We start from the raw sequence: 23,496 nt of genomic DNA on the forward strand, positions 1-23,496 counted from the left end.
ACAGGGCCGCAGGTCCTTTGCTGGAGGGACGCTCGTCCCGGCCGGGCTAGAGCTCGGGCGCCGGAGCCCGCGTCGGCTGGGCCTTCGGCTCGAGCACCACCACGTCGTCGACGAGGTCGAGACCGACCCGGTCGTGGGTGATCCAGACGATGGTGTGGCGTCGAGGCCCGGTGAGGAGCTCGGTGGCCAGCTCGGTGGCGGTCGCGTGGTCGAGGTGTGCCGTCGGTTCGTCGAGGACGAGGACCGGTTGCTCCGCGAGCAGCGACCTCGCCAGGGCGAGGCGCGCCCGCTCGCCCCCGGAGATCTGCTGGTGGCCGTCGCCGAGCCAGGTGTGCAGGCCATCGGGCAGGCCGTCGAGCCAGGCGCCCAACCTGGCGTCGCGCAGGGCCGAGTCCACCTCGTCGTCCGTGGCCCGCGGCCGAGCGAGGCGGACGTTCTCGACCAGCGTCGAGGCGAAGACGTGCGGGTCGTCATCGACCAGACCGACGACACGTCGTACCTGTTCCAGAGGCAGGTCACGCAGGTCCGACCCACCGAGCCGGACGTGACCGCACACCGGATCGAGGAAGCGCAGCAGCAACGCGGCGAGGGTGCTCTTGCCGGAGCCCGAGCGACCCACGACAGCTGTCCGCGCGCCCGGCTCCAGGGAGATCGAGACGTCGTCGAGAGCGGTCGCGCCGCCCCAGCCGGCCCGCACGTGCTCGAGCTCGACCTGGTTCGAGACCGGCACGTCGAGACCGGGACCGTCCTGCACCGCGGGGCGCATCTGCCCGAGGGCGTCCAGGCGGCCCGCAGCCCCGGTACGTGAGGACAAGGACCCGGCATCGGCGAGCGGGAGGGCTACGTCGAGGAGGGCCAGCGGCAACAGCACCAGCAGGGCCGCCATGGGTGCACCGATGTCGCCGGCCCGCACCGCCGCACTGGCCACGCCCGCGGTGGCCGCCATCGCACCACCGGTGGCCAGGATCAGCACGGCACGTGCGCTCGCCACCCACCGACCGGTCCGGCGCACCGCAGCTCCGAGTCGTTCACTGGCGGCCTCGACCACGGCCACGGCACGGTCGACGCGTTGCCACATGACGAGCTCGGTCCGGATCTGGAGGAGGTCCACCACGGCGTCCGAGAGCTGTGCGCGCTGCTCGACCGACTCCCGCTCGGCGTGGGCCGACCCGGTCCGGGCGAGGAGGAACGCGGCCACGGCGCAGCTGCCGCTGACGACCGCGATGACCAGCGCAGCAGCGGGCAGTGCCCAGGCCGCGAACAGCGCGGCGGCCAGGCAGACCAGGCCGAAGGACCGGACCGGCAACCGGACACGCAGCTGGTCGTCGACCACACTGTCGACGTCGTCCACCACGGAGGCCAGCACGTCGCCACGATGCTTCCCGAGGGCTCCCGGCACCAGCGGCACGAGCGCGTCGTACGCCGCCACGCGTCTCTGGGCCAACAGGCGCAGCGCGGCGTCGTGGGACGTCAGGCGCTCGACGTAGCGCAGCGCGGGTCGAGCAAGGCCGAAGGCGCGCACGGCGACGATCGCGACCAGCAGCGTGAGTACGGCGGGCTGGGTGGAGGCCTGCACGATGAGCCACCCCGCGGTGGCCGTCAGCGCAACCCCCGAGGCCGAGGCGAGCGATCCGAGGAGGGTGGCGGGCCAGAAGCGTGCTCGCACCTCCTCCGCCCCACCCTCCGCCTCACCGGCGACGTCGGCGTCGTGCGTCGGTGCTCCTGCCGACCCCCGATCGCTGACGACCCAGGTCGTGGCGGGGGTCTCCAGGCGCAAGCGGTGGTCGGCCAGCTCGAGCATCGCAGGATCGTGGGCCACGAGGACCACACCCCGGTGGCGGCCGAGCTCCACGATGGTGTCGGCGATGACCTGTTCGGTGAGCTCGTCGAGGTGGGCCGTCGGTTCGTCCATGAGCACCCAGGGACGGTCGGACAGCACCACCCGAGCCAGGGCGAGTCGAGCCCGCTCCCCGGCCGAGAGCCGGCCGCCGTCCTCGCCGACCATGGCGTCGAGGGCGCCGGGCAGGGTCCGGACTCTCTCCTCGAGGGCCACCTCACGCAGTGCCTGCCACAGCTGGTCGGCGGTGGCGTCGGGACAGGCCAGCCTGAGGTTCTGGGCGACCGAGCCGGCGACGAAGAGTGGTCGCTGCGGCAGCCAGGCCACCTGTCGCTGCCAGGCGGGACCCAGGGCCGCTGCACCGCCGACGGTCACCCGACCCTCACGGACCGTTACCAGGCCGGCGAGGGCGCCGAGCAGGGTCGACTTCCCGCTGCCCGAGGCACCGGTCACGAGGGTGACTCCACGCGATGGAATGCGTGCCGACAGGTGCTCGACCGCGGGCGTGGTCCGGCCGGGGTAGTGGAGACTCAGGTCCTCGATGACCAGGTCCCCACTCGTCGGCGCTCCGGCAACCGGATGGGGGGCCGTCGAGTCGACCAGGCTGGAGACCTGCTCGAAGGCGGCCACCCCCTCTGCGGCGGCGTGGAACTCCGCCCCCACCCGTCGCAGCGGCCAGTACGCCTCCGGCGCGAGGAGGAGTACGACGAGCGCGGTGTGCAGGTCGAGCCCGCCACTCGCCAGCCGTACGCCGACCGTGACGGCCACCAGCGCGACCGACAAGGTGGCCACCAGCTCGAGCACGGCGGACGAGGCGAAGGCGAGGCGGAGGGTGCGCATGCTGGCTCGCCGATAGCGGTCGGTGATGCGAGCGATGGTCGCTGACTGGGCGCCGGCCCGTCGGAACGCGACGAGGGTCGGCAGACCGCGCATGACGTCGAGGAAGTGGCCGGAGAGCGACTCCATCGCTCGCCACTGCTCGTTCGCCCGATCGCGGGTGGCCAGACCGACCAGTGCCCCGAACACGGGCACGAGGGGGAGGGTCGCCAGCACGATCACGGCGCTCGCGACGTCCTGGGTGGCGATCGCGACCACGGTCAGCGGTGGCAGCACGCACGCCAGGGCGAGGGCCGGGAGATAGCGGGTCAGATAGGGCTCGGCAGAGCTGACGCCTCGCGTGAGCAGCGCCGCGACCGCCCCCGACGAGGAGCTGGGTCCTTGCTCGATCACGGCTCTGGTCGTCACGGCCCTGAGGTGGCTGCCCACGCGAGCCGCCGCGCGCGTCGCACAGACGTCGCCGACCCACTGCACTCCAGCCCGGAGCGCCAGCGTCGCCACGACGGCCCAGCCCCAGGACGCGACCTGATCACCCTCGACGACCGCGACCAGGAGTCCGGTCACGACCCAGGCCTGGACGACGATCAGGAGACTGGACAGGAGGCCCGACACCAGCACGCCCGCGACCGGTGCGCGGGCCGGTGCCAGGAACCGACGCACGCGTGGGTCGGACGGTCTCATCGGGTCGAGACCGGGACGATCGGGCTCGGGATGTGGTCGACCGTGATGCGCTTGCTGAAGACCCAGTACGTCCAGGCCTGGTAACCCAGCACCACCGGCGTGAAGATCAGCGCCACGATCGTCATCACCTTCAAGGTGTACGCCGTGGCCGACGCGTTGGTCGTCGTGAGGCTCAGGCCGGTGGCGAGCGACGTCGGCATCACGTCCGGGAACAGTGCGGGGAACAGACCGGCGACACCGAGGGCGATGGCGACGAAGGTGCCCAGGAAGGCCCACCCCTCGGAGGCCCGCGTGAGTGCACCCAGCCCGGCGACCAGCGCGGCCGCCGCCAGCACGAAGGCCACGGCCGAGGCCGGCGTACCCGTGCGCGCCTGGGTCCAGGCCAGGAAGATCACCGTGACGACCGCTCCCGCGAGGCCCAGCTTGAGGCCGAGCGCGCGGGCGGCGTGGCGGATCCGGCCGTCGGTCTTGAGGGAGATGAAGACCGCGCCGTGGGTGAGGAACAGCATCAGCGTCGTGGCTCCGCCGAGCAGCGAATAGGGGTTGAGCAGGTTGAAGAACCCACCGACGTACTCTCCGTGTCGGTCGATGGGCACGCCGCGCAGGATGTTGGCGAAGGCGACGCCCCAGAGCACCGCGGGGACGAAGGACCCGACGATGATCGCCAGGTCCCAGCGGGCCCGCCACCTGTCGTCGTCACGCTTGGCCCGGTACTCGAAGGCCAGGCCGCGGACGATGAGCGCGACCAGGATCAGCAGCAGGGGAAGGTAGAACCCGCTGAACAGGGTGGCGTACCACTCCGGGAACGCTGCGAAGGTCGCGCCGCCGGCGACCAGCACCCACACCTCGTTGCCGTCCCAGACGGGCCCGATCGTGTTGATCAGCACCCGGCGCTCGCGGTCGTCCTCGGCCAGCACGGGCAGCAGCATGCCGACCCCGAAGTCGAACCCCTCCAGGGTGAAGTAGCCGATCCAGAGGACGGCGATCAGGGTGAACCAGATGGTGGTCAGTTCCATGGCGGTGTCCTCGGGTTCAGTAGGCGAAGGCCAGCGGCCGGTCGGGGTCGTCGGTGTCGTCGTGATCGGTCGACGGCAGCTCGTCGGCACCGGCGCGGATGTAGGTCAGCATCAGGCGGACCTCGACGACGGCCAGGCCGGCGTACAGCAGGGTCAGCACGATCAGAGAGATCAGCGCCTCGGTGACGCTGACCGTGGGGGAGACGCCGTGAGCCGTGGTCATCAGGCCGAACACGGCCCACGGTTGGCGACCCATCTCGGTGAAGATCCAGCCGAAGGAGTTGGCGAACAGAGGCAGGAACGGCAACGCCATCGCCAGCCAGAGCAGCAGCCGGCTCGAGGGGGACCGGCCTCGGCGCGTCGCCCACAGGATCCAGGCGGCGATGCCGGCGGCAGCCAGGCCCAGACCGATCATCAGTCGGAAGCTCCAGTAGGTGAGCGCGATGATCGGTGTGTAGTCCCGGGGGGAGTAGTACGCCGCTCCCGGATCCTGGCCGTACTTCTTCTCGTACTGCGCACGCAGCTGGTTTATGCCCTGCACCTTGCCGTCGGTGTGGCCCGTGGCGAGGAAGGACAGCAGCCCGGGGATCTTGATGGCGAAGGTCTCCTTGCTGCCGTCCAGGGTCCCGATGGTGAGCAGGGAGAACCCCGCAGAGCTCTCGGTGTCGTAGAGACCCTCCGCAGCGGCCATCTTCATCGGCTGCACCTCGGTCATCACCTTGCCCTGGAGGTCGCCGGTGAACGCCACCCCCAGACCCGAGACGAGCACCACGACGGCGCCCGTGCGCAGGGCCGTGCGGTACATGCCGTGGTCCTCGGTCGTGCGCGCCCGACGAACCAGCTGCCAGAACGCGACGCCGACCACGAACGCAGCCCCGGTCATGTACGCCGAGAGCACCACGTGCGGGAAGGTGACGAGCTGCACCTTGTTGAGCAGCACCGCGAAGAAGTCGTTGAGCTCCGCACGACCGGTGCGTGGGTTGTAGGAGTACCCGACCGGGTGCTGCATCCAGGAGTTGGCCGCCAGGATGAAGTACGCCGAGAACAGGGTCCCGATGTGCACCAACCAGATGCAGGTCGCGTGCAGCTTCGGGGAGAGGCGGTCCCAGCCGAAGATCCACAGGCCCAGGAACGTCGACTCGAGGAAGAACGCCAGCAGGCCCTCGACGGCCAACGGCGCCCCGAAGATGTCGCCCACGAACCGCGAGTAGTCACTCCAGTTCATCCCGAACTGGAACTCCTGGACGATGCCGGTGACCACGCCGATGGCGAAGTTGATCAGGAACAGCTTGCCGAAGAACTTCGTCAGCCGCAGCCACTGCTGGTTCCCCGTGCGCACCCAGGCCACCTCGTAGGAAGCCACCATGGCCGAGAGCCCGATCGTGATCGGCACTAACAGGAAGTGGTACAGCGTGATGATGGCGAACTGCCAGCGCGCGATGTCGAGAGTGTCCACTGGGGCTCCTGGGGGCAGGTCCGGTCGTTGAGGTGACGCTAGGGAGCAAGGTGCGGGTGTGGTTACGGGCCGGGGTCATCGAACGCCGGGACGAAGGTCCTGTGGCCCGAGGATCGCCAGGCCCGCGTGTCAGGTCAGCAGGACGTCCTCCAGCTGGCGCCGTGGTGTGCGGGGGAGGGTGGTGCGGGCGATCTCCTGCCACCCGACCCGGAGCAGCAGCTGCGGGTGTGCCATGCCGGCGAACACGTCCTCGTGCAAGCCACGGCGGGTCTCGGGGACCTCGATCACCTGGCTGAGCGGCACGATCGACAGGCCGTCGCGGGCGGCGTGCAGCCACAGGTCGCCGAGGGCCTGCCCGGCTCGGAGCCAGGAGCTCTGGTCGTCGTGACCCGTGCAGATCGCCATCAGTCCGTCCGAGCCCTCCAACGCGCGCGAGCCGCGGTTGTCAGTGTTCTCGTGGCTGAACCGGTTGGGACGTTCACCGCCACGCTCGGAGGTGGCCGGTGCTGCGTTGGAGGCGGGGACACCGTCGACCCGGCTGTGGGCGACCCAGCTGGCCTGCTCGGCGGTCAATCCCGGGTCGGCGGCCTGCACGGTCATGGCCCGCTCCAGGAGCAGCTCGGCCCGGAAGCGAGCGGTCACGTCGGTGACGGGGATGGCGTAGGCGCCCCATCCGGAGGCCGCCTCGGCGAGCTTGGTCAAGCGCGCTTCAGGCACCGGCCACGAGGTGAATCGTCGTCGGTCGGTGCAGCGCTGCTCGATGGCCTGGAGTCGCTCTGCGGCGTCGGCCGGGGCGCGAGCGGGACCGAGCTGGATCCGCGCAAGCAGGTCGTGCCCCGGAGCTGACGTCGTGAGGTCGACCCTCGTCGACATGCCGAGTGCCCTGGCCACCTCCTGTGCGTGCTGGAGCGCGGCACCGCAGCTGATCGCGAGGTTGCGTCCTTCGGGATCGGCGATCGGGAGCTGACGAGTGCGGTCGGCGTACAGCTCCACGGTCGCCTCGCCGGCGATGCGCCAGAGCCACGGTTGGCTGTTGTGCACGCTCGGTGCTCGACATGCCAGCTCGACCATCCGGACGAGTCGTTCACGCGTCGGCATGGTCATGACCGCTCCTCTCGTAGGCGTCGATGGGGTCGGAACCCGACCAGCTGGTCGAGGTGTCCCGTCGGGCCAGGTGGACCAGGAGGGCGAGCGCCGGCAGGCACCAGAGCCAGACACCGAACCCGAAGAGCATGAGGAGGAGGTGGAAGGTGATCACCCCGGCCCATCCGACCGTCGCGCAACGCCCACCGAGCAGGAGCAGGATGCCCAGGGCGGTCTCGCCTGCCGCGAGCAGGAGCCCAAAGGTCGTGGGATGGGCCATGAAGACCGCCTGCCATCCGTCACGGACGAACGCGAACAACCCGGCATCGGCGAAGTGTCGATAGGTCTCGGTGTCGGCAGCGACGAGGCCGAGATGGACACCTCCCATCGACAGGTAGAAGCCGCCCACGACGGGACCGCCCCAGTGCGGCCGGGCGGTGGTGCGGGCGGGCATCCGGTCGGTACGGGTCGACGTGGGCGAGACCATGGCTCAGCGCACCCGGACCTTGAGGACCCCGGGGATGGTGCTGGCGATGACCTGGGCCATCGACCGATCGTTGACCGTGGTCGGTCCCTCGATCTCGACATCTCCCTCGGAGACCTCCACGAGCCAGTCCCGGTATCCCATCGACGCGAACCGCGCGCCGACCTCCCGCTCGATCACGTCGTCGGCCCGGGCGCGGACCTTGACCAGGTCGCTGCGGCTGATCACCCCGACGAGACCTTGGTCGTCGTCGATGACAGGCAAGCACTTGACCCCGGTCGTGGTCATCAGCTCGGCGGCATCAGCGATGTCGGTGCCCTCGTGGACGGTGATGGCGTGCGGCGTCATCACGTCCTCGACCGTCTTCGGCGCCGATTGCTCTCCGTGGTCCACCGCGAACATGTGACTTCTCGGGTCGGGGACGAACGCCTCACGGATCAGGTCAGCCTCGCTCACCACCCCGCACAGGCGGCCGTGGTCGTCGAGCACCGGCAGTGAGGAGATGTGCAGCTCCGCGAGGATCTCGGCCGCACGCTTGATGGTCGTCTCGCCGGTTGCCGTGGTGGGCTCTCGAGTCATGACTTCCTGGACCAGCATGGTCGGCCACCGCCTTCGTCGTGAGGAAGGAGTCCAGCCTGACCTGCGCTTGCGGTGCAGATCAGGGGAGAAGGTCCCAACTCTTCGGGCCGATGACCCTTCGACGCTCCCATGTGCACGGACTAGATTCAGGCCATGGCAGACGAGCCCATCGACAGCGCACCAGACCGCATCCGGGTCTTCCTGCTCGACGACCACGAGATCGTCCGCCGCGGCATCAAGGACCTCCTCGAGAGTGCCGGCGACATCGTGGTGGTGGGTGAGGCAGGATCCGCCGCCGAGGCGATCCGTCGAATCCCCCCGCTGCGTCCCGACGTCGCCATCCTCGACGGTCGTCTCCCAGATGGTTCCGGCATCGACGTCTGTCGGGAGGTCCGATCCCGAAATCCCGACATCAAGGCACTCATCCTCACGTCGTACGACGATGACGAGGCGCTGTTCGCGGCGATCATGGCCGGTGCGGCCGGCTACATCCTCAAGCAGGTCGGCGGCAACGACTTCGTCGAGACCGTACGCCGGGTCGCGGCCGGGCAGTCGATGCTGGACCCCGCCGTCACGGCGCAGGTCCTCGAGCGAGTGCGGCAGGGGCCGAAGGCCGATCCCGCTCTCGAGCACCTGACCGACCAGGAGCTGCGCATCCTCGAGCTCATCGGAGAAGGCATGACCAACCGCCAGATGGCTGAGGCGATGTTCCTCGCGGAGAAGACGGTGAAGAACTACGTGTCCTCGATGCTGGCCAAGCTCGGTCTGGACAGTCGGACGCAGGCGGCGATCTTCTCCCTCAAGCACCCGCAGGACTGAATCGATCGCGCTCGGGCCGGCCAAGCCAGTGTGCGGCACGCTCCGACGCACTAGCGTGGCATCATCCGAACGTCTGGACCTCGCGTTCCTGGTGCGGGACGCGACGCCCACGGAGGAGATCGGCGATGCCGGAGCAGGACCGTACGACACTCGCGGAGGCTGACTTCGAGGACCTGCTCCGAGAGGTCCTGGCGCGTGTCAACGGCGCGCTCGACGAACAGGCCCGGTTGCGGCTGCTCCTCGATGCGGTGGTGACGATGGCGGCCGATCTCACGCTGGACGGTGTGCTGGCCCGCATCGTGGAGATCTCGCGACACCTCACCGGGGCGCAGTACGCCGCGCTCGGCGTACTCAACTCCGGCCCGAGGAAGGGTCTGCGGACGTTCGTCCACCACGGCATGACTCCGGTCCAGGTCGAGGAGATCGGTGAACTGCCGACCGGCCACGGCATCCTGGGCCTGCTCATCGACCGGCCCGAGCCGTTGCGCCTGCACGACATCTCGGCCCACCCGGAGTCCTACGGGTTCCCCCCGCACCATCCGCCGATGAGCTCCTTCCTCGGGGTGCCGGTGCGCATCCGTGACCAGGTCTTCGGCAACCTCTACCTGACCGAGAAACCGGGTGGCGACTTCACCCCGGAGGACGAAGAGATCGTGGTGGCGCTCGCTGCTGCGGCCGGCGTCGCGATCGAGAACGCTCGCCTCTACGAGGAGGCCGGCCGCCGTGAGGAGTGGCTGGAGGCCACGGCGGAGATCAGCGGCCTGCTCTCCGGGTCGGGTGTCGTCGAGGATGCCTTGCAGGTGGTGGCGGATCGAGCCCGGCAGGTCTCCGGGGCCGACGTGGCCTGGCTGGCCACTGGGACGCCCGACGATGTCGAGCTCCGGGCGCTCTCGGGCCCGGCGGTCACCTTGGCGGACATGCGCGACCTGTCGATGGACAAGTCCCTGTCGCGCGAGGTGATGGTGACCGGCGAGCCGATCTCGAGCGACGACATGACGCAGGACCGTCGGGCGATGACGATGGACCACATCGCCGGGTGGCCCACGATCGGTCCGGCCATCGTCGTGCCGCTGCGCGCTGCGTCCGAGGTGGTGGGCGCTCTGGCCCTCGGCTGGACGCCCGAGCACTCCTACGAGTACCACCGCGTCGACCCCCGGCTCCCGGCCAGCTTTGCGGAGCAGGCGGCACTCGCGCTCCAGCTCGTGCGATCCAGGGAGAACGAGCGGCGGCTGGCGCTCTTCGAGGACCGCGACCGGATCGGTCGGGACCTCCACGACCTGGTGATCCAGCGGTTGTTCGCGGTCGGGCTCAGCCTGCAGAGCATCAGCAGGGTCAGCGACGTGCCCCAGGTGAACGAGCGGATCGAGGCCGCGGTCGACGATCTGGACGCCACCATCAAGGACATCAGGCGCTCGATCTTCGCGCTCGGGTCCTCCGAGGCGGCCGCGGACATCCAGACCGAGATCACGCACCTCGTCGAGCGGGCCGCCTCCACCCTGAAGTTCCGGCCCACGCTCGAGATCGACGGCCCGGTGCGCTCGACGGTGAGTGAGGAGGTGGCGCCCCACCTGCTCGCCGTGCTCGGCGAGACGCTCTCCAACGCGATCCGGCATTCCGGTGCCACGACCATCGATGTGCGCGTCCGGGCAGGTGATCGACTCGACCTGACTGTCTGTGACAACGGGGGCGGGCTGCCCGGCGACGTCCACGAAAGCGGGCTGAAGAACGTGCGAGACCGAGCCACCAGGCTCGGGGGGACCTGTGAGGTGGTGTCGTCCCCGGACGGCACCACGGTCACCTGGTCGGTGCCGTTCGGCTGAGGATCAGGACGACCAGAACGCCGCCGAGACCGCGACGGTCACGACGTACACCAGGAAGCTGCGGCGGTGACGAGCCGCACGTCAGGGCGCAAGGACCGGGGAACCATGGGACCAAAGACCCTGAGGGAGCACGATGGGGCGTGATGGCCTTTCGTTCTACCGACGGCCGATGGAGGCACCACATGACCAGGCGAGACGACGCGACTCGGAGCACGATCAAGGGACGACCGTTGAGCCCGGCCGACCTTCGGCGGATCGACGCCTGGTGGAGGGCTGCGAACTACCTCTCGGTGGGCCAGATCTACCTGATGGACAACCCGCTGCTGCGCGAACCGCTCCTGCCCGAGCACGTCAAACCACGCTTGCTCGGGCACTGGGGCACCACCCCCGGCCTCAACTTCGTCTACGCCCACCTCAACCGGGCCATCACCGCACGCGACCTGGACATGATGTACGTCATCGGGCCGGGACACGGTGGGCCGGGCCTGGTGGCCTCGGCGTGGCTGGAGGGGACCTACGGCGAGGTCTACCCAGACATGAGCAACGACGCCGAGGGCATGCGCAAGCTGTTCCGCCAGTTCAGCTTCCCCGGCGGCATCCCGAGCCACGTCGCACCGGAGACACCCGGCTCGATCCACGAAGGTGGGGAGCTCGGCTACTCGCTGTCCCACGCGTACGGCGCAGCCTTCGACAACCCCGGTCTCGTGGTGGCCGCGATCGTCGGTGACGGAGAGGCCGAGACGGGTCCGCTCGCGACGAGCTGGCACTCCACCAAGTTCGTCGACCCGCGTCGCGACGGGGCGGTGCTGCCGATCCTGCACCTCAACGGCTACAAGATCGCCAACCCGACCATCCTCGCGCGCATCCCCGCTGAGGAGCTGGAGAGCCTCTTGCGCGGGTACGGCCATGCGCCGTACGTCGTCGAGGGCTCCGATCCCACGGAGATGCACCAGGCGTTCGCGGCGACGCTGGACCACTGCCTCGACCAGATCAGGGAGATCCAGGACGAGGCACGGACCTCGAGGAAGCAACCCGTCGTACGCCGATCGTGGCCGATGATCGTGCTGCGCTCGCCGAAGGGATGGACCGGTCCGAAGGAGGTCGACGGACAGCGCGTCGAGGGCTACTGGCGCTCCCACCAGGTCCCGTTCGCCAACGCACGCGGAGACGCCTCGCACCGTGCGGTGCTGGAGGAGTGGATGCGCAGCTACCGCCCCGACGAGCTCTTCGATGCAGACGGGGGACCCGTGGCGGAGATCGCCGACCTGCATCCCGTCGGGGAGCGTCGGATGAGTGCCAGCCCGCACGCCAACGGCGGCGTACTGCTCCGCGACCTGAAGATGCCCGACTTCCGCGAGTACGCCGTCGAGGTGGCCCACCCCGGCACGGGCGCTGTCGAGGCGACCCGGGTGCTGGGGCGCTTCCTGCGCGACGTGATGGCGCGCAACATGGACAACTTTCGGATGTTCTCGCCGGACGAGAACAACTCCAACCGGCTCCAGGACGTGCTGGAGGTCACCGACCGCGCCTGGAACGCCGAGACCCTGTCGTACGACGACCACCTCGCCGTCGATGGTCGGGTGATGGAGATCCTCTCCGAGCACACCTGTGAGGGCTGGCTCGAGGGCTACCTGCTGACCGGGCGCCACGGGCTGTTCTCCTGCTACGAGGCGTTCATCCACCTCGTCGACTCGATGTTCAACCAGCACGCGAAGTGGCTGAAGGTCACCGACGACATCCCGTGGCGCCGTCCGATCGCGTCGCTGAACTACCTGCTGACCTCTCACGTCTGGCGGCAGGACCACAACGGCTTCTCCCACCAGGACCCCGGCTTCATCGACCACGTCATCAACAAGAAGGCCGAGGTGGTGCGCGTGTACCTGCCGCCGGACGCCAACACCTTGTTGTCGGTGGCCGACCACTGCCTGCGCAGCCGCCAGTACGTCAACGTCGTGGTGGCCGGCAAGCAGCCCGCCATCCAGTACCTCACGATGGACGAGGCGATCGTGCACACCACGAAGGGCATCGGCATCTGGGACTGGGCCAGCACCGACGACGGCGCGGAGCCGGACGTGGTGATGGCCTGTGCCGGCGACGTACCGACCCAGGAGACCCTCGCGGCCGTCGACCTCCTGCGAGGATTCTTTCCGGACCTGAAGATCCGCGTTGTCAACGTCGTTGACCTGATGCGCCTGCAGGACGACCGTGAGCATCCGCACGGCCTGTCCCGGTCCGACTTCGACGCGCTGTTCACCCGCGACAGGCCCGTGATCTTCGCCTACCACGGCTATCCGACGCTGATCCATCGACTGACCTACCGGCGTACCAATCACGAGAACGTGCACGTGCGCGGCTACAAGGAGGAAGGCACCACGACCACACCCTTCGACATGTGCGTGATGAACCAGATCGATCGGTTCAACCTGGCCATGGACGTGATCGACCGGGTGGAGCGGCTCCAGGCCACCTCGGGATCGGCTCGCGAGGCGCTGAAGAACAAGCTGATCGAGCACCGGATCTACGTGCGGGCACACGGAGAGGACCTGCCGGAGATCCGGGACTGGCAGTGGACGCCGGCAGCTGGCCCGACCGTGGTCACCGAGGAGCCGGCTCGCACCACTCCCGAGGCCTAGCCGTGCGCGTCCTCGTGGTCAACGCCGGCTCCAGCAGCCTGAAGCTGGCCGTTGTCGACCACGAACGCACGGTTCTCGCGACCACCGTCGAGGCGTGGGAGGGCGAGGAGCACCTGGAGCCGCTGCGGGAGTTCATCGCGGAGGCCGGGACGGTCGACGCCGTCGGGCACCGCGTGGTCCATGGCGGCCCGCGCCACACCGAGTCGGTGGTCGTGGACGACGAACTCCTTGACTATCTCCTCGCCATCGCCGAGCTGGCTCCGCTGCACAACCCACGCGCGGTGGCCGGGATCCGCGCCGTACGCGCGCTCAGGGCGGACCTGCCCGAGGTCGCCTGCTTCGACACCAGCTTCCACACCGACCTGCCTCCGGCGGCGCACACCTACGCGCTGCCGCGCGAATGGAACGAGCGCTGGCAGCTGCGACGCTACGGCTTCCACGGCCTGAGCCACGCCTACGCCGTACGCCGGGCGGCGGAGATTCTCGACCGGGAGCTGGCCGATCTTCGTGTCGTGTCCTGCCATCTCGGAGCCGGGGCCTCGGTCACCGCTGTCCTGGGTGGGCGCTCGGTCGACACCAGCATGGGCTTCACTCCCGTCGAAGGACTGGTGATGGCGACGAGGTCCGGCTCGGTGGACCCCGGCCTGCTGCTGTGGTTGCTGGCGGAGGGCCGCGTCTCGCGCGAGGAGCTGGGGGAGGTGCTCGAGCACCGGGCCGGGCTGAGGGGCCTCTCGGGCACCGACGACCTGCGCGAGGTGCTGCACGGTCGCGCAGCCGGTGACAAGGACGCTGCCCTGGCCTTCGACGTCTTCGTGCACCGACTCTGTCGCGAGATCGGGGGAATGGCCGCGAGTGCCGGAGGCATCGACGTGCTGGTGATGACGGGCGGGATCGGGGAGAACTCAGCAGAAGTGCGCGCGGCGGCTGCCGACGGGCTCGGGTGGCTCGGCGTGGCCCTCGACGACCAGGCGAACGCAGCAGGCCGCCCCGACACCGACGTCAGCGCGGACGGAGCAAGGGTGCGCACCGTGGTCGTCGCCGCGTCGGAGGAGTCAGAGATCGCGCGCGAGACTCGCCGTCTGCTCACCTGAGTCCGTGGTGCGCGCCGGCTCGGTCTCGGGGACCGTCGACAGAGGCACGGCAGCCACCGGGCAGGATGCGTGCTCCACCAACCAGACCGCTGTTGCGCCGAAGGTGAGCTCGGCCGCGCGTCCGCGACGGTGGATCCCGACCACGAGGAGTCGTACCTCATCGGCGAGGTCGACCAGCAGTCCACCGGGTGTGCCGTGCCGGATGACGCTGCTCACGACGACGTCGGGGTACCGTCGCCGCCGGTCCTGGATGGCTGCCGGCACGTCGAGGTGGTCCCCGTCGGCCCAGCTCGGCTCGGCGTACGGATCATCGGTCGGAGACGTCGGTCGGAAGTGCTGGGCATGCACGACATTCAGCGGCTCGCCGTGCAGCTGTGCCTGGGCGAAGGCGAAGTCGAGCACCTGCCCGGCCTCGTGGCTGTCGTCCACACCGACCGCGATGCCGTGGCGCGGCAACGGGACGGGGTCTGCCCGATGAACGACCACGGGGCAGCGAGCATGCCGGACCAAGGCCACTGCCGTCGATCCGAGGAGGAGAGTGCGTATGGGGCCTCGGCCTCGCGAACCCACGACCACGAGCTCGGCAATGACCGACACCTCAGGCAACACGACACTGGGATCACCGATGCGGACCAGGTGGTGGATGGGCACGCCCGAGTGCGCGACGTTCGACTCCTGGAGGACGTGCTCGAGCAGCTCGGTGCCCTTGCGCAGCAAGGCTCGCCGGTGGGCGGTGCTCGGATCAGGTGCTCCCGGCTCCTGCCACGCCCGTGTGAGCGGGTGGATCGCGTGGAGCAGCGTGAGGGAGCGGCCCTCGATCCCGGCCTGCTCCAACGCCCAGTCCAGCGCGTTCCGCGAGGCGGGCGAGCCGTCGATCCCGACAACGATGGTCGCGGGTTCGACGTGTTGCTCGCCCTGGGGGGTCACGGCCTCGGGGCCGTCTCGCCCGCGGGGTGCACCTCGAGTGGGCAACGCGCCTCGTTGAGGAGGGCGCGCGCGACGTTGCCGAGGTGATGGAGCGCGAGGCCGTGCCGCGGACGGGAGATGAGGAGCCGGTCCGCGTCGGCGGAGGCGTTCACGAGCGCGTGTGCGGCCTGGGCGTGCACGACCTCGGTTCGCACCTTGACGTCCGGGTGCTCGTCGCGACCTGCCTGCACGAGTCCGTCCAGCAGGTCTCGCTGTCTGCGGGCGTACTCGTCGCCTTCCGTGCGGTTGACGATGATGTCGTCGTAGCCCGATGGCGCCTTCCAGGCGTGCAGCACGACGAGTTCCGCGCCCAGCTCGTCCGCCAGGGCCAAACCGGCGCCGACGAGGTCGCCTGCGTGCTCCGGGTCCTTCACCCCCACGACGATGCGGCCGTGCTCGTGCGTCGGCTCCCACTCGGGTGCGACCACGACCACCGGGCACGCTGCTCGGGCCGCGACCCCCGCCACGATGTCACCGGTCCAGACGCGGCCGGCGAAAGATCGCCGCTCGGCGCCGAGAACCAGGAGGCTCGCCTCGTCGGAGCTTCCGGCGAGGGCTTGCACGCTGGTGTTGCCGGTGACCAGGTTCGTCTCGACCTCCAGCTCGGGAACCACGGTCTGGGCATGCTTGCGGGCGTGTTCGAGCAGCTGGAAGCCGTAGGACCGCAGGACATCTTCCGGCACGGCTGGGAGGCCGGCTGCCGGGGTGTAGCCCGGCGTCACGTGCAGGACCGAGAGCCGCGTGCTGATCCTCCGAGCCTCGAGTGCGGCGTACTGCACGCCCTTCTGCGCGGCCGGGGTCTCATCGACCCCCACCGCCACGGGCGCGGTGTGCTGGTTGTTCGTCATGGCGATCTCCTCAGTGAGTTCTGGCAACGGGGACGACGGCGACCGGGACACCGGCGTTCTCGACCACCGCCACCGAGACCGAGCCGTAGAAGGCTTGGGCGAGGCGGCTGTCCTGGTGGGCCCCGACGACGATCAGGTTCATCCGTTCACCGAGCCGGACGAGAGCCTCCTGGGGGATCCCGCGGGCCATCGTGGTGGTGACGTGTACGTCGGGGTACTTCTCGGTCATGCCGGCCACGGCCTCGGAGAGGGCGATGCGCTCGTCCTGGAGGTCGGCGGGGCTGTCGGACACCACGTAGGCACCCATGGTCCCGGCGTGGATGTCCCACACGCAGTCGAGGATGGTGAGCGGCAGGCCGTGCAGCGAGGCCTGGCGGAACGCGAGCTCGAGCACGGGCTGCGACCCGGCGGAGGCGTCCACGCCGACCAGGATCCCGTTGCGGACCTTGCCGGCGTTCGTCGGGCGCACCACCACGACGGGGCAATGCGCGTGCCGCACGAGGAAGACACTCGCCGAGCCCAGGAGCAGGCTGCGCAGCTGTCCGCGACCGCGCGATCCGACGACGAGCATGGCGGCGTGCTCGGAGAGCTGCAGCAGCGCCTCTCGGGGGTCGACGAGGTCGAAGACCTCGTGGACCTCGAGGTCAGGGGCTGTTGCCTCGACCTTGGCGCGAGCCTCGCTGAGCACCTCGTGTCCCGCGGCGTCCAGGATCGAGCGCGAGTCCCGGGAGTCGACGATGGCGGCATCCAGGAACGCCGGGGTGACCGAGTTGACGGTGTGGACCAGCGTCAGGGGGCGGTGCTCGGCCACCGCCTGCCCGATGGCCCAGTGGAGGGCACGCATCGAGTGGGGGGAGCCGTCGACACCGACGACGATGCTTCCGGGTTTGCTGTGCATGACTCCTCCTGGCTTCGAGATCGGGCGCGACTCGGTCGCTGCCTCCACCTTGCTCGGGGACCAGCTGTCCTCGGCAGGGCTCAACGTCCCGGGTCTCGGGACCTCCGACCCTGACCTCTCGGGACGCCTGGAGTCGCCCCGCACATGCAGAAGGCCGGTCACCGCAGCTGCGATGACCGGCCTTCGCCCGGGGGTCCTACCGGAGGGCGGGGAAGCGTTCCACGGCCTCGGTCCTGGTCCACCAGCGGCCCAGGCCCCAGGTGTCGCCGGCGTTGGTCAGCGCCAGGGCGACGACCGTGATGGCGCCGAGGACGTGCTCGTCGATGATCGGGTTGTTGGCCGGCGGCAGGACCACACTCCACATCAGCACGTAGAGCAGTCCACCGGCGACCGCCGCGAACCGCATGCCCACCCCGAAGGTGAGTGCAGTTCCGATACCGAGCAGACCGAGCATGAACGCCCAGTCGGCCCAGGCTGCTCCCGCAATCGAGTGGTAGAAGTCCGTGAACGGACCATCGGCACCGAAGGCCAGGAAGCCCTTGGTGGGGCTGCCGCCATGGATCCAGGCCGCGTCGCCGAAGCGATCGACGGTCCCGTTCGGCGCGCGTCCGGTGGCGAACCCGAGGGCCAGGAGCTTGTCGAAGAACGCCCACAGGAACGTGAATCCGAAGGCGATGCGCAGGACCGCCAGTACGCGGCGTGCCGCAGTGGTCAGGGGGGCGGTGCCCGTGTTCTCGGCATCCGTCGTGGTGTGGGCCGCGTGGTGCGGGTGCGGCACGTCCAGGTGATCCATGGGGCTGTGACCGACGGGCATGACGTCCGCCTCCTTCGGTTGATCAGACAGTTGACCTTGTGACCTCAGGCTTTCGCGCGACGGGGACGGGTGGCAGAGCCGATGGTCACTGATGTCGGGGGACTAGGTCCCGGTCGTGCGGGGGAGGGAACCGACCGGCAGCCCCGGGTCAGGGGAGCAGCACGTCCTCGAGATCTCGGCGAGGCGTGGGGACCTGCGGTGGACGCGAGCTCTCCTGCCATCCGACGTGGACCAGGACCTGCGGATGCCCGAGGTCGTCGAGCAGGCTGTGGCGCAGCTGCTGCCGGGTGCGCGCGACCTCGATCACCTGGGTCTCCGGCGTCAGGGACAGGCCACCCTGCGCAGCGAGGATCCAGATGGCGCTCAGCGCCTGGCCAGTGGCGAGCCAGGCCGACTGGTCGTCAGCCGAGGTGAACAGGAGCAGCAAGGCGTCGCTCGATCCCGTCCGTGCTGAGGAGGCACCGGGGTTGAAACGGTCCGGCGAACGCTCGACACCGCCGCTGGGGCGAGGCGAAGCGTTGCTGACGGGGACGCCGTCCACCGGGCTGTGTGCGATCCAGTCCTCCTGCTCCGTGGCGATGTCGGTGTTCTCGCGCTCTTCGCGCCCGGCCTCCTCGACGAGCGTCCCGACCCGCACCGCGAGTCCTGGGTCGGTGACGGGCAGCGCGTGGGCGCCCCAGCCGGTTGCCGCGTCGGCCAGGTGGTGCAGACGCGTGCCCGGGACCTCCCAGTCGGTGAATCCGCGACGGTCGGTCATCCGGTTCTCCAGTGCGGCCATCGTCTGCACCGATGCGTCGGTGGTCTCACCGGGTTCGAGGTGGATGCGTGCCAGGAAGTCAGCGTTGTCGGGATCGGGTCGCAGGTGCGTCCCGGCCACGAGCCCGAACCCCTCGGCGGCCACGACCAGGTGATGCAGCGCGGCGCCACAGCTGATCGTGAGCGCGCGGCCCTCGGGGTCGATCTGGTCGAGCTGGCGCCCGCGGTCGGCGTACAGCTCGACGGTGTCCGCGGCGGTCAGGCGCCACGCCCACGGTTGGGTGTTGTGGATGCTCGGTGCGCGACAGGCCATCCGGACGAGCTCGCGGGTCACCTTCATGGTCGGGGCAGTCATGGTCTGATGGTGACGTGCACACGGTGGGCGCTGACAGAGACCGCAGACCCGTCACGTGTGGACCCAGGTCCCGGCACAGACATGGGAAAGTCTCCCGGGGCCGTGGCGCCCTGGGAGACCTTCGCACGAATCTCTGCACTCAGACGGGTTGGGGCACCTTCTCCTCGGCCACGGGCATGGGGGAGGACTCCTCAGCGCGGCGAGCGTGCCACAGGCCGAGCCCGGCGAGCAGGAGCAGGACCGCCGCACCGGCGAAGGCGGCGATGGCGGCGAAGCCGGCGATGGTCCCGATGGTGGCGAAGGCGTAGCCGTAGAGGAGCAGGCCTCGCAGGGTGTCGCCCATGAAGAGCGTCTGGCGCAGCTGACCCAGAGCCTGACCATCAGGACTGGCCTTCTGGGCGTCGCTGAGTGCGATGAACTTCCCGCTGACCTGCTCGTAGGTCTGGCCCTGGGACGCCTCGTTCATGTGGGCGAGGATGTAGTGGTCCGCGAACGCCTTGGCCTCGGGGCCGGTGTCCAACGCGCTGCCGCCGTACTGCTTGAGGGCTGCGGCATCGGCCTTCGGAAGGCCGCTGAGCGCCTCGCCCTCGGGCATCGTGATGCCCTGCATCGTGAGCTGGTTGTTCACCTGGTCGCCGATGAAGTTGTGTGCCCACAGGAGCAGGCCGCCGGCGACGAGCAGGACCCCGACGAGGACCAGTCCCGTCGCTGAGATGAGCTTGTCGAATGCTGATCGCATGAGTTCTCCAGGGTCGTGGCGGTGAACTGCTGTCTCCGCGGTGCTGCTGACCCTAGAAAGGGGAGAGCTCGACGAGCAGGGTCGGACGACCCGACTCGGAGGTGCAGAAAGTCCCGTGGAGAGCGGCCCGAGCATCCGTGACCTTCGGCCCTTCGGGTGCAGTTCCTCCACGCGCGAGGCTCGAACCGAGGGTCCCCGGTCCGGGATCCCGGACAGGAGCCCGTGATGGTGTCACCCATGCTGCAAGGTCGGACTGCACCCCCGCGAACCCGTCGTGGCACCAAGCTGCACGGGTGGCGCAAGCTGGCCGGGTCGTTCTGGGACCCGCCCGACGATCCGCAGTTCTACGGCGATCTCGAGCTCGATGCCGGCAACCTGATGGAGTACCTCCACGGGCTGCGTCAGCGAACGGGGACCCACGTCACCGTGACGCACGCCGTCGGGCGTGCTGTCGCGCACGGGCTCGACTGTGTGCCCGACCTGCGGGTGCGCCTTGCTCGGGGCCGTGAGTACGAGCGGGAGAGCACGGACGTCTTCTTCATCGTCGCTGCCGAAGGCGGAGAGCTCACCGGGTGCAAGGTGGAGCGGGCGAACGAGAAGTCCCTCGTCGAGATCGCCGACGAGCTGGGCTCCTCGCGACAGTCGATCTCGAGCGGGACCGACACCTCCTTCGGCAAGGCCAAGAAGATATTGGACCTGCTGCCTCCCCGGCTGCTGCGTTCGGCCATGAACCTCAGCGCCTGGCTCACCTCCGACCTGAATCTCGACCTGCCCGCCCTGGGCGTACGCCGACAGGCGTTCGGCGGCGCGATGATCACCTCGGTCGGGATGTGGGGGATCACGCGGGCGTACTCGCCCCTGGCGGGCTACTACCGGGTGCCCGTACTGGTCCTCGTCGGGGCGGTCACCCAGCGGCCGGTCGCCGCCGCGGGTGAGGTCGTGATCCGGCCGATGCTGACCCTGACCGCGACGTTCGACCATCGGTACGCCGATGGCTTCCAGGCAGCGAAGTTCGCCCAGGCCGTGCAGGCCTACTGCGCCGACCCCTCAGCCTTCGAGCCGTCCGACGGGCCGGTCCGCTAGCTTCCCGTCAGCGCCGGGCGTCGCCGCGCAGCACCGCTCGCGCGGCTTCGAGGCGAGCGACGGGGAGGCGGAAAGGTGAGCACGAGACGTAGTCGAGTCCTGCGCTCTCGAAGAACTGGATCGAGTCGGGGTCTCCTCCGTGCTCGCCGCAGACGCCGAGGGCGAGGTTGGGTCGCACCTGGCGACCCTTGGCCACCGCGGTGGTGATGAGCGAGCCGACGCCCTCGGTGTCGAGCGACTCGAAGGGCGAGACTGCCAGGACTCCCTCGGCGAGGTACGCCGGGAAGAACGCCGCCTCCACGTCGTCGCGGGAGAAGCCCCACGTCATCTGGGTCAGGTCGTTGGTCCCGAACGAGAAGAAGTCGGCTTCGCTCGCGATCTGGTCGGCGGTCAGGGCGGCGCGGGGCACTTCGATCATCGTGCCGACGCGGTGGGGAACGGCGAAGCCGCGCCTGGACTCCACCTCCTCGGCAACACCGGCCAGGACCTGACGCATGCGGGCCAGCTCTCCAACCGTCGAGACCAGGGGCACCATGATCTCCGGCCTCGGATCGCCGCCCACCGCCAGACGATCGGCCGCGGCCTCCAGGATCGCTCGCGCCTGCATGGCGACCAGACCGGGGATGACCAGTCCGAGGCGCACACCGCGTAGACCCAGCATCGGGTTCTGCTCGTGGGCGGCACGCACGGCGGCCAGGAGTCGGTGCCGGGTGGGGTTGCCGCGGCCCTGCTCGTCGTCGAGGGCCACCTCGACCGACAGCTGGGTCAGGTCCGGCAGGAACTCGTGCAGGGGCGGGTCGATCAACCGGATCGTGACCGGCAGGCCATCCATCTCGGCGAGGATCCGGGTGAAGTCCTCGCGCTGAAGCGGAAGCATCTCGGCCAGCGCCGCGTCCCGCTCCGAGTCGTTGGTGGCCAGCACCAGCCTCTCGACCAGCACCCGGCGCGGGCCGAGGAACATATGCTCGGTACGGCACAACCCGATGCCCTGTGCACCGAACCGGCGGGCCCGTGCGGCGTCCTCGGGGGTGTCGGCGTTCGCGTGCACCTCCATCCGGCGTACACCGTCGGCATGGGTCAGCAAGGCCGCCACTGCATCGACCACGGGATCCTCGACCGCCTTGCCGTCGAAGTACCTGACGACGGCCGAGTCGACGACCGGAACCGCGCCGGCGTAGACCTCTCCCGTCGTCCCGTCGAGAGAGACGACGTCCCCCTCGTGGAGGACCGGCCCCCCACGCACCTGGACCTGCCTCTGCACGAGATCGACGAGCAGGGCCTCCGCTCCGCAGACGCACGGTCGTCCCATCCCACGCGCCACCACGGCGGCATGCGAGGTCTTGCCGCCTCGACTGGTCAGGGTGCCGCACGCTGCGACCATGCCTTGGAGGTCGTCCGGGTTCGTCTCCTCGCGGACCAGGATGACGTCTTCGCCCCGCTCGCTCCACGTCACGGCGGTCCCGGCGTCGAGCACGACCCGGCCGACGGCAGCGCCTGGGGACGCGCCGATCCCGACGGTGAGGCTCTGCTTGGCGACTGCATCGTCGAAGCGCGGGAACATGAGGCGCGCCAGCTGCGCTCCGGTCACTCGGAGGACCGCTTCGTCGAGATCCACGAGTCCTTCACCGGCCATGGCGTGCGCGATCCGGAACGCGGCCTCCGGCGTGCGTTTGCCGACCCGGGTCTGGAGCATCCAGAGCTTGCCTGCCTCGATGGTGAACTCGATGTCGCACATGTCCCGGTAGTGGCGCTCGAGAGCGGCCATGTTCCTCAGCAGCTCTTCGTACGACGGCTTGTCCAGCTCGATGAGGTCACTGAGAGGCACCGTGTTGCGGATGCCCGAGACGACGTCCTCGCCCTGTGCGTGCTGCAGGTAGTCGCCGTACACCCCGCTCGCGCCCGTGGCAGGGTCGCGGGTGAACGCCACGCCGGAGCCGGAGGATGCGCCGCGGTTGCCGAAGACCATGGCCTGCACGTTGACTGCCGTGCCCAGGTCCTCGGAGATGTGCTCGCGCTGCCGGTAGAAGGTGGCGCGCGGCGTGTGCCAGGAGTCGAAGACAGCCCGGACGGCGAGGTCGAGCTGCTCCCGGGGATCCTGGGGAAACCCGCGCCCGGCGTGCTGCAGCACCAAACCCTGGTAGGTGCTCACCAGCTCGCGCAGGTCGTCAACGGCGAGGCCGGCATCGTCGACGCTCGATCGGTCGTCCTTGAGCTCGGCGAGCGCGGTGGCGAACACCTTGGGCTCGATCCCGAGCACGGTGCTGCCGAACATCTGGATGAGACGCCGGTAGGAGTCGAGGGCGAAGCGCTCGCCACCGTGGCGCGCCAGTCCGTTCACGGAGTCGTCGTTCAGTCCTACGTCGAGGACGGTCTCCATCATGCCCGGCATCGAGAACTTGGAGCCTGACCGGACCGAGACGAGCAGGGGATCTGAGGGGTCACCGAGTCGGCGGTCCATCTGCCGTTCGAGCCGGGCGAGGTGCTCGCCCACCTCCGTGTCGAGGCCGTCTGGCACCACACCGTCGCGCAGGTACGCGCGGCAGGCCTCGGTGGTGATGGTGAATCCCGGCGGAACCGGTAGCCCGAGCCGGCACATCTCGGCAAGGTTGGCGCCCTTGCCTCCCAGCAGGTCCGCCTGGGATCGGTCGCCTTCTGCGAAGTCACGTACGAAGCCGGTCACGTCAGCGCTCTCAGTGTCGGG

18 protein-coding genes are annotated in these 23,496 nt (G+C 69.6%); 5 read left to right on the forward strand and 13 right to left on the reverse strand.

Features of this window, described 5'->3' with window-relative positions:
* Positions 1–46: 46 nt before the first annotated feature.
* The 6 genes from cydD to H976_RS0117700 form a co-directional block, all read right to left on the reverse strand.
* Positions 47–3,355, reverse strand: a complete 3,309-nt coding sequence (gene cydD, locus H976_RS27075) for a thiol reductant ABC exporter subunit CydD (RefSeq protein ID WP_051276981.1) — start codon at positions 3,353–3,355, stop codon at positions 47–49.
* Entirely contained in the window at positions 3,352–4,371 is a 1,020-nt protein-coding gene (cydB, locus tag H976_RS0117680) for a cytochrome d ubiquinol oxidase subunit II (protein ID WP_027862619.1), read from the reverse strand. Before cydB ends, cydD begins: the two co-directional genes overlap by 4 nt.
* Before the next feature lie 16 nt (positions 4,372–4,387).
* Positions 4,388–5,827 carry a cytochrome ubiquinol oxidase subunit I gene (locus tag H976_RS0117685; protein WP_027862620.1) on the reverse strand — a complete coding sequence of 480 codons (1,440 nt, stop codon included), beginning with the start codon at positions 5,825–5,827 and terminating at the stop codon, positions 4,388–4,390.
* 129 nt (positions 5,828–5,956) lie between these two features.
* The gene (locus tag H976_RS0117690) at positions 5,957–6,931 is read right to left on the reverse strand and encodes a hypothetical protein (protein WP_051276982.1); all 975 of its coding nucleotides are present in this window, start codon (positions 6,929–6,931) and stop codon (positions 5,957–5,959) included.
* A complete protein-coding gene (locus H976_RS27080) occupies positions 6,912–7,397 on the reverse strand; it encodes a hypothetical protein (RefSeq protein ID WP_051276983.1) in 486 nt (161 codons plus the stop codon). Before H976_RS27080 ends, H976_RS0117690 begins: the two co-directional genes overlap by 20 nt.
* 3 nt (positions 7,398–7,400) lie before the next feature.
* The gene (locus H976_RS0117700; protein ID WP_196804136.1) at positions 7,401–7,973 is read right to left on the reverse strand and encodes a CBS domain-containing protein; all 573 of its coding nucleotides are present in this window, start codon (positions 7,971–7,973) and stop codon (positions 7,401–7,403) included.
* A gap of 153 nt (positions 7,974–8,126) precedes the next feature.
* On the opposite strand from H976_RS0117700, the gene H976_RS0117705 reads away from it, so the two are divergent.
* From H976_RS0117705 to H976_RS0117720, 4 genes are all read left to right on the forward strand, one after another.
* Entirely contained in the window at positions 8,127–8,792 is a 666-nt protein-coding gene (locus tag H976_RS0117705; protein WP_051276984.1) for a response regulator transcription factor, read from the forward strand.
* Between the two features lie 125 nt (positions 8,793–8,917).
* Positions 8,918–10,612 (forward strand): GAF domain-containing protein, encoded by a 1,695-nt coding sequence (locus H976_RS0117710; RefSeq protein ID WP_036227188.1) that lies wholly within the window; start codon positions 8,918–8,920, stop codon positions 10,610–10,612.
* 182 nt (positions 10,613–10,794) lie between these two features.
* Positions 10,795–13,245: a phosphoketolase gene (locus H976_RS0117715; RefSeq protein WP_051276985.1), complete on the forward strand. Its 2,451-nt coding sequence runs from the start codon at positions 10,795–10,797 to the stop codon at positions 13,243–13,245.
* A gap of 2 nt (positions 13,246–13,247) precedes the next feature.
* Positions 13,248–14,336: an acetate/propionate family kinase gene (locus H976_RS0117720; RefSeq protein ID WP_027862626.1), complete on the forward strand. Its 1,089-nt coding sequence runs from the start codon at positions 13,248–13,250 to the stop codon at positions 14,334–14,336.
* Here H976_RS0117720 and H976_RS29045 read toward each other — a convergent pair.
* The 6 genes from H976_RS29045 to H976_RS0117750 all read right to left on the reverse strand — a co-directional run bounded on the left by H976_RS29045 (position 14,298) and on the right by H976_RS0117750 (position 19,712).
* Positions 14,298–15,263: a universal stress protein gene (locus H976_RS29045; RefSeq protein ID WP_051276986.1), complete on the reverse strand. Its 966-nt coding sequence runs from the start codon at positions 15,261–15,263 to the stop codon at positions 14,298–14,300. The genes H976_RS0117720 and H976_RS29045 overlap by 39 nt on opposite strands.
* On the reverse strand, positions 15,260–16,150 hold the full coding sequence (locus tag H976_RS27085; protein WP_036227190.1) for a universal stress protein: 891 nt from the start codon (positions 16,148–16,150) through the stop codon (positions 15,260–15,262). The genes H976_RS29045 and H976_RS27085 overlap by 4 nt, the downstream gene beginning before the upstream one ends.
* Before the next feature lie 10 nt (positions 16,151–16,160).
* Positions 16,161–17,048, reverse strand: a complete 888-nt coding sequence (locus H976_RS0117735; protein WP_027862628.1) for a universal stress protein — start codon at positions 17,046–17,048, stop codon at positions 16,161–16,163.
* Between the two features lie 196 nt (positions 17,049–17,244).
* A complete protein-coding gene (locus H976_RS27090) occupies positions 17,245–17,862 on the reverse strand; it encodes a hypothetical protein (protein WP_155918468.1) in 618 nt (205 codons plus the stop codon).
* A gap of 148 nt (positions 17,863–18,010) precedes the next feature.
* Positions 18,011–18,973, reverse strand: coding sequence for a hypothetical protein (locus tag H976_RS0117745; RefSeq protein WP_155918472.1), 963 nt, complete (start codon positions 18,971–18,973; stop codon positions 18,011–18,013).
* Between the two features lie 139 nt (positions 18,974–19,112).
* Entirely contained in the window at positions 19,113–19,712 is a 600-nt protein-coding gene (locus H976_RS0117750) for a hypothetical protein (RefSeq protein ID WP_027862630.1), read from the reverse strand.
* A 225-nt stretch (positions 19,713–19,937) separates the two neighbouring features.
* Here H976_RS0117750 and H976_RS27095 point away from each other — a divergent pair, with 225 nt between their 5' ends.
* The gene (locus tag H976_RS27095) at positions 19,938–20,795 is read left to right on the forward strand and encodes a 2-oxo acid dehydrogenase subunit E2 (RefSeq protein ID WP_196804137.1); all 858 of its coding nucleotides are present in this window, start codon (positions 19,938–19,940) and stop codon (positions 20,793–20,795) included.
* A 7-nt stretch (positions 20,796–20,802) separates the two neighbouring features.
* On the opposite strand, the gene ppdK is transcribed toward H976_RS27095, so the two are convergent.
* Positions 20,803–23,475 carry a pyruvate, phosphate dikinase gene (gene ppdK, locus H976_RS0117760; protein WP_027862631.1) on the reverse strand — a complete coding sequence of 891 codons (2,673 nt, stop codon included), beginning with the start codon at positions 23,473–23,475 and terminating at the stop codon, positions 20,803–20,805.
* Between the last annotated feature and the right edge of the window lie 21 nt (positions 23,476–23,496).

The sequence above is a fragment of the Marmoricola sp. URHB0036 genome (assembly GCF_000426045.1).
GTDB lineage: Bacteria > Actinomycetota > Actinomycetes > Propionibacteriales > Nocardioidaceae > Marmoricola.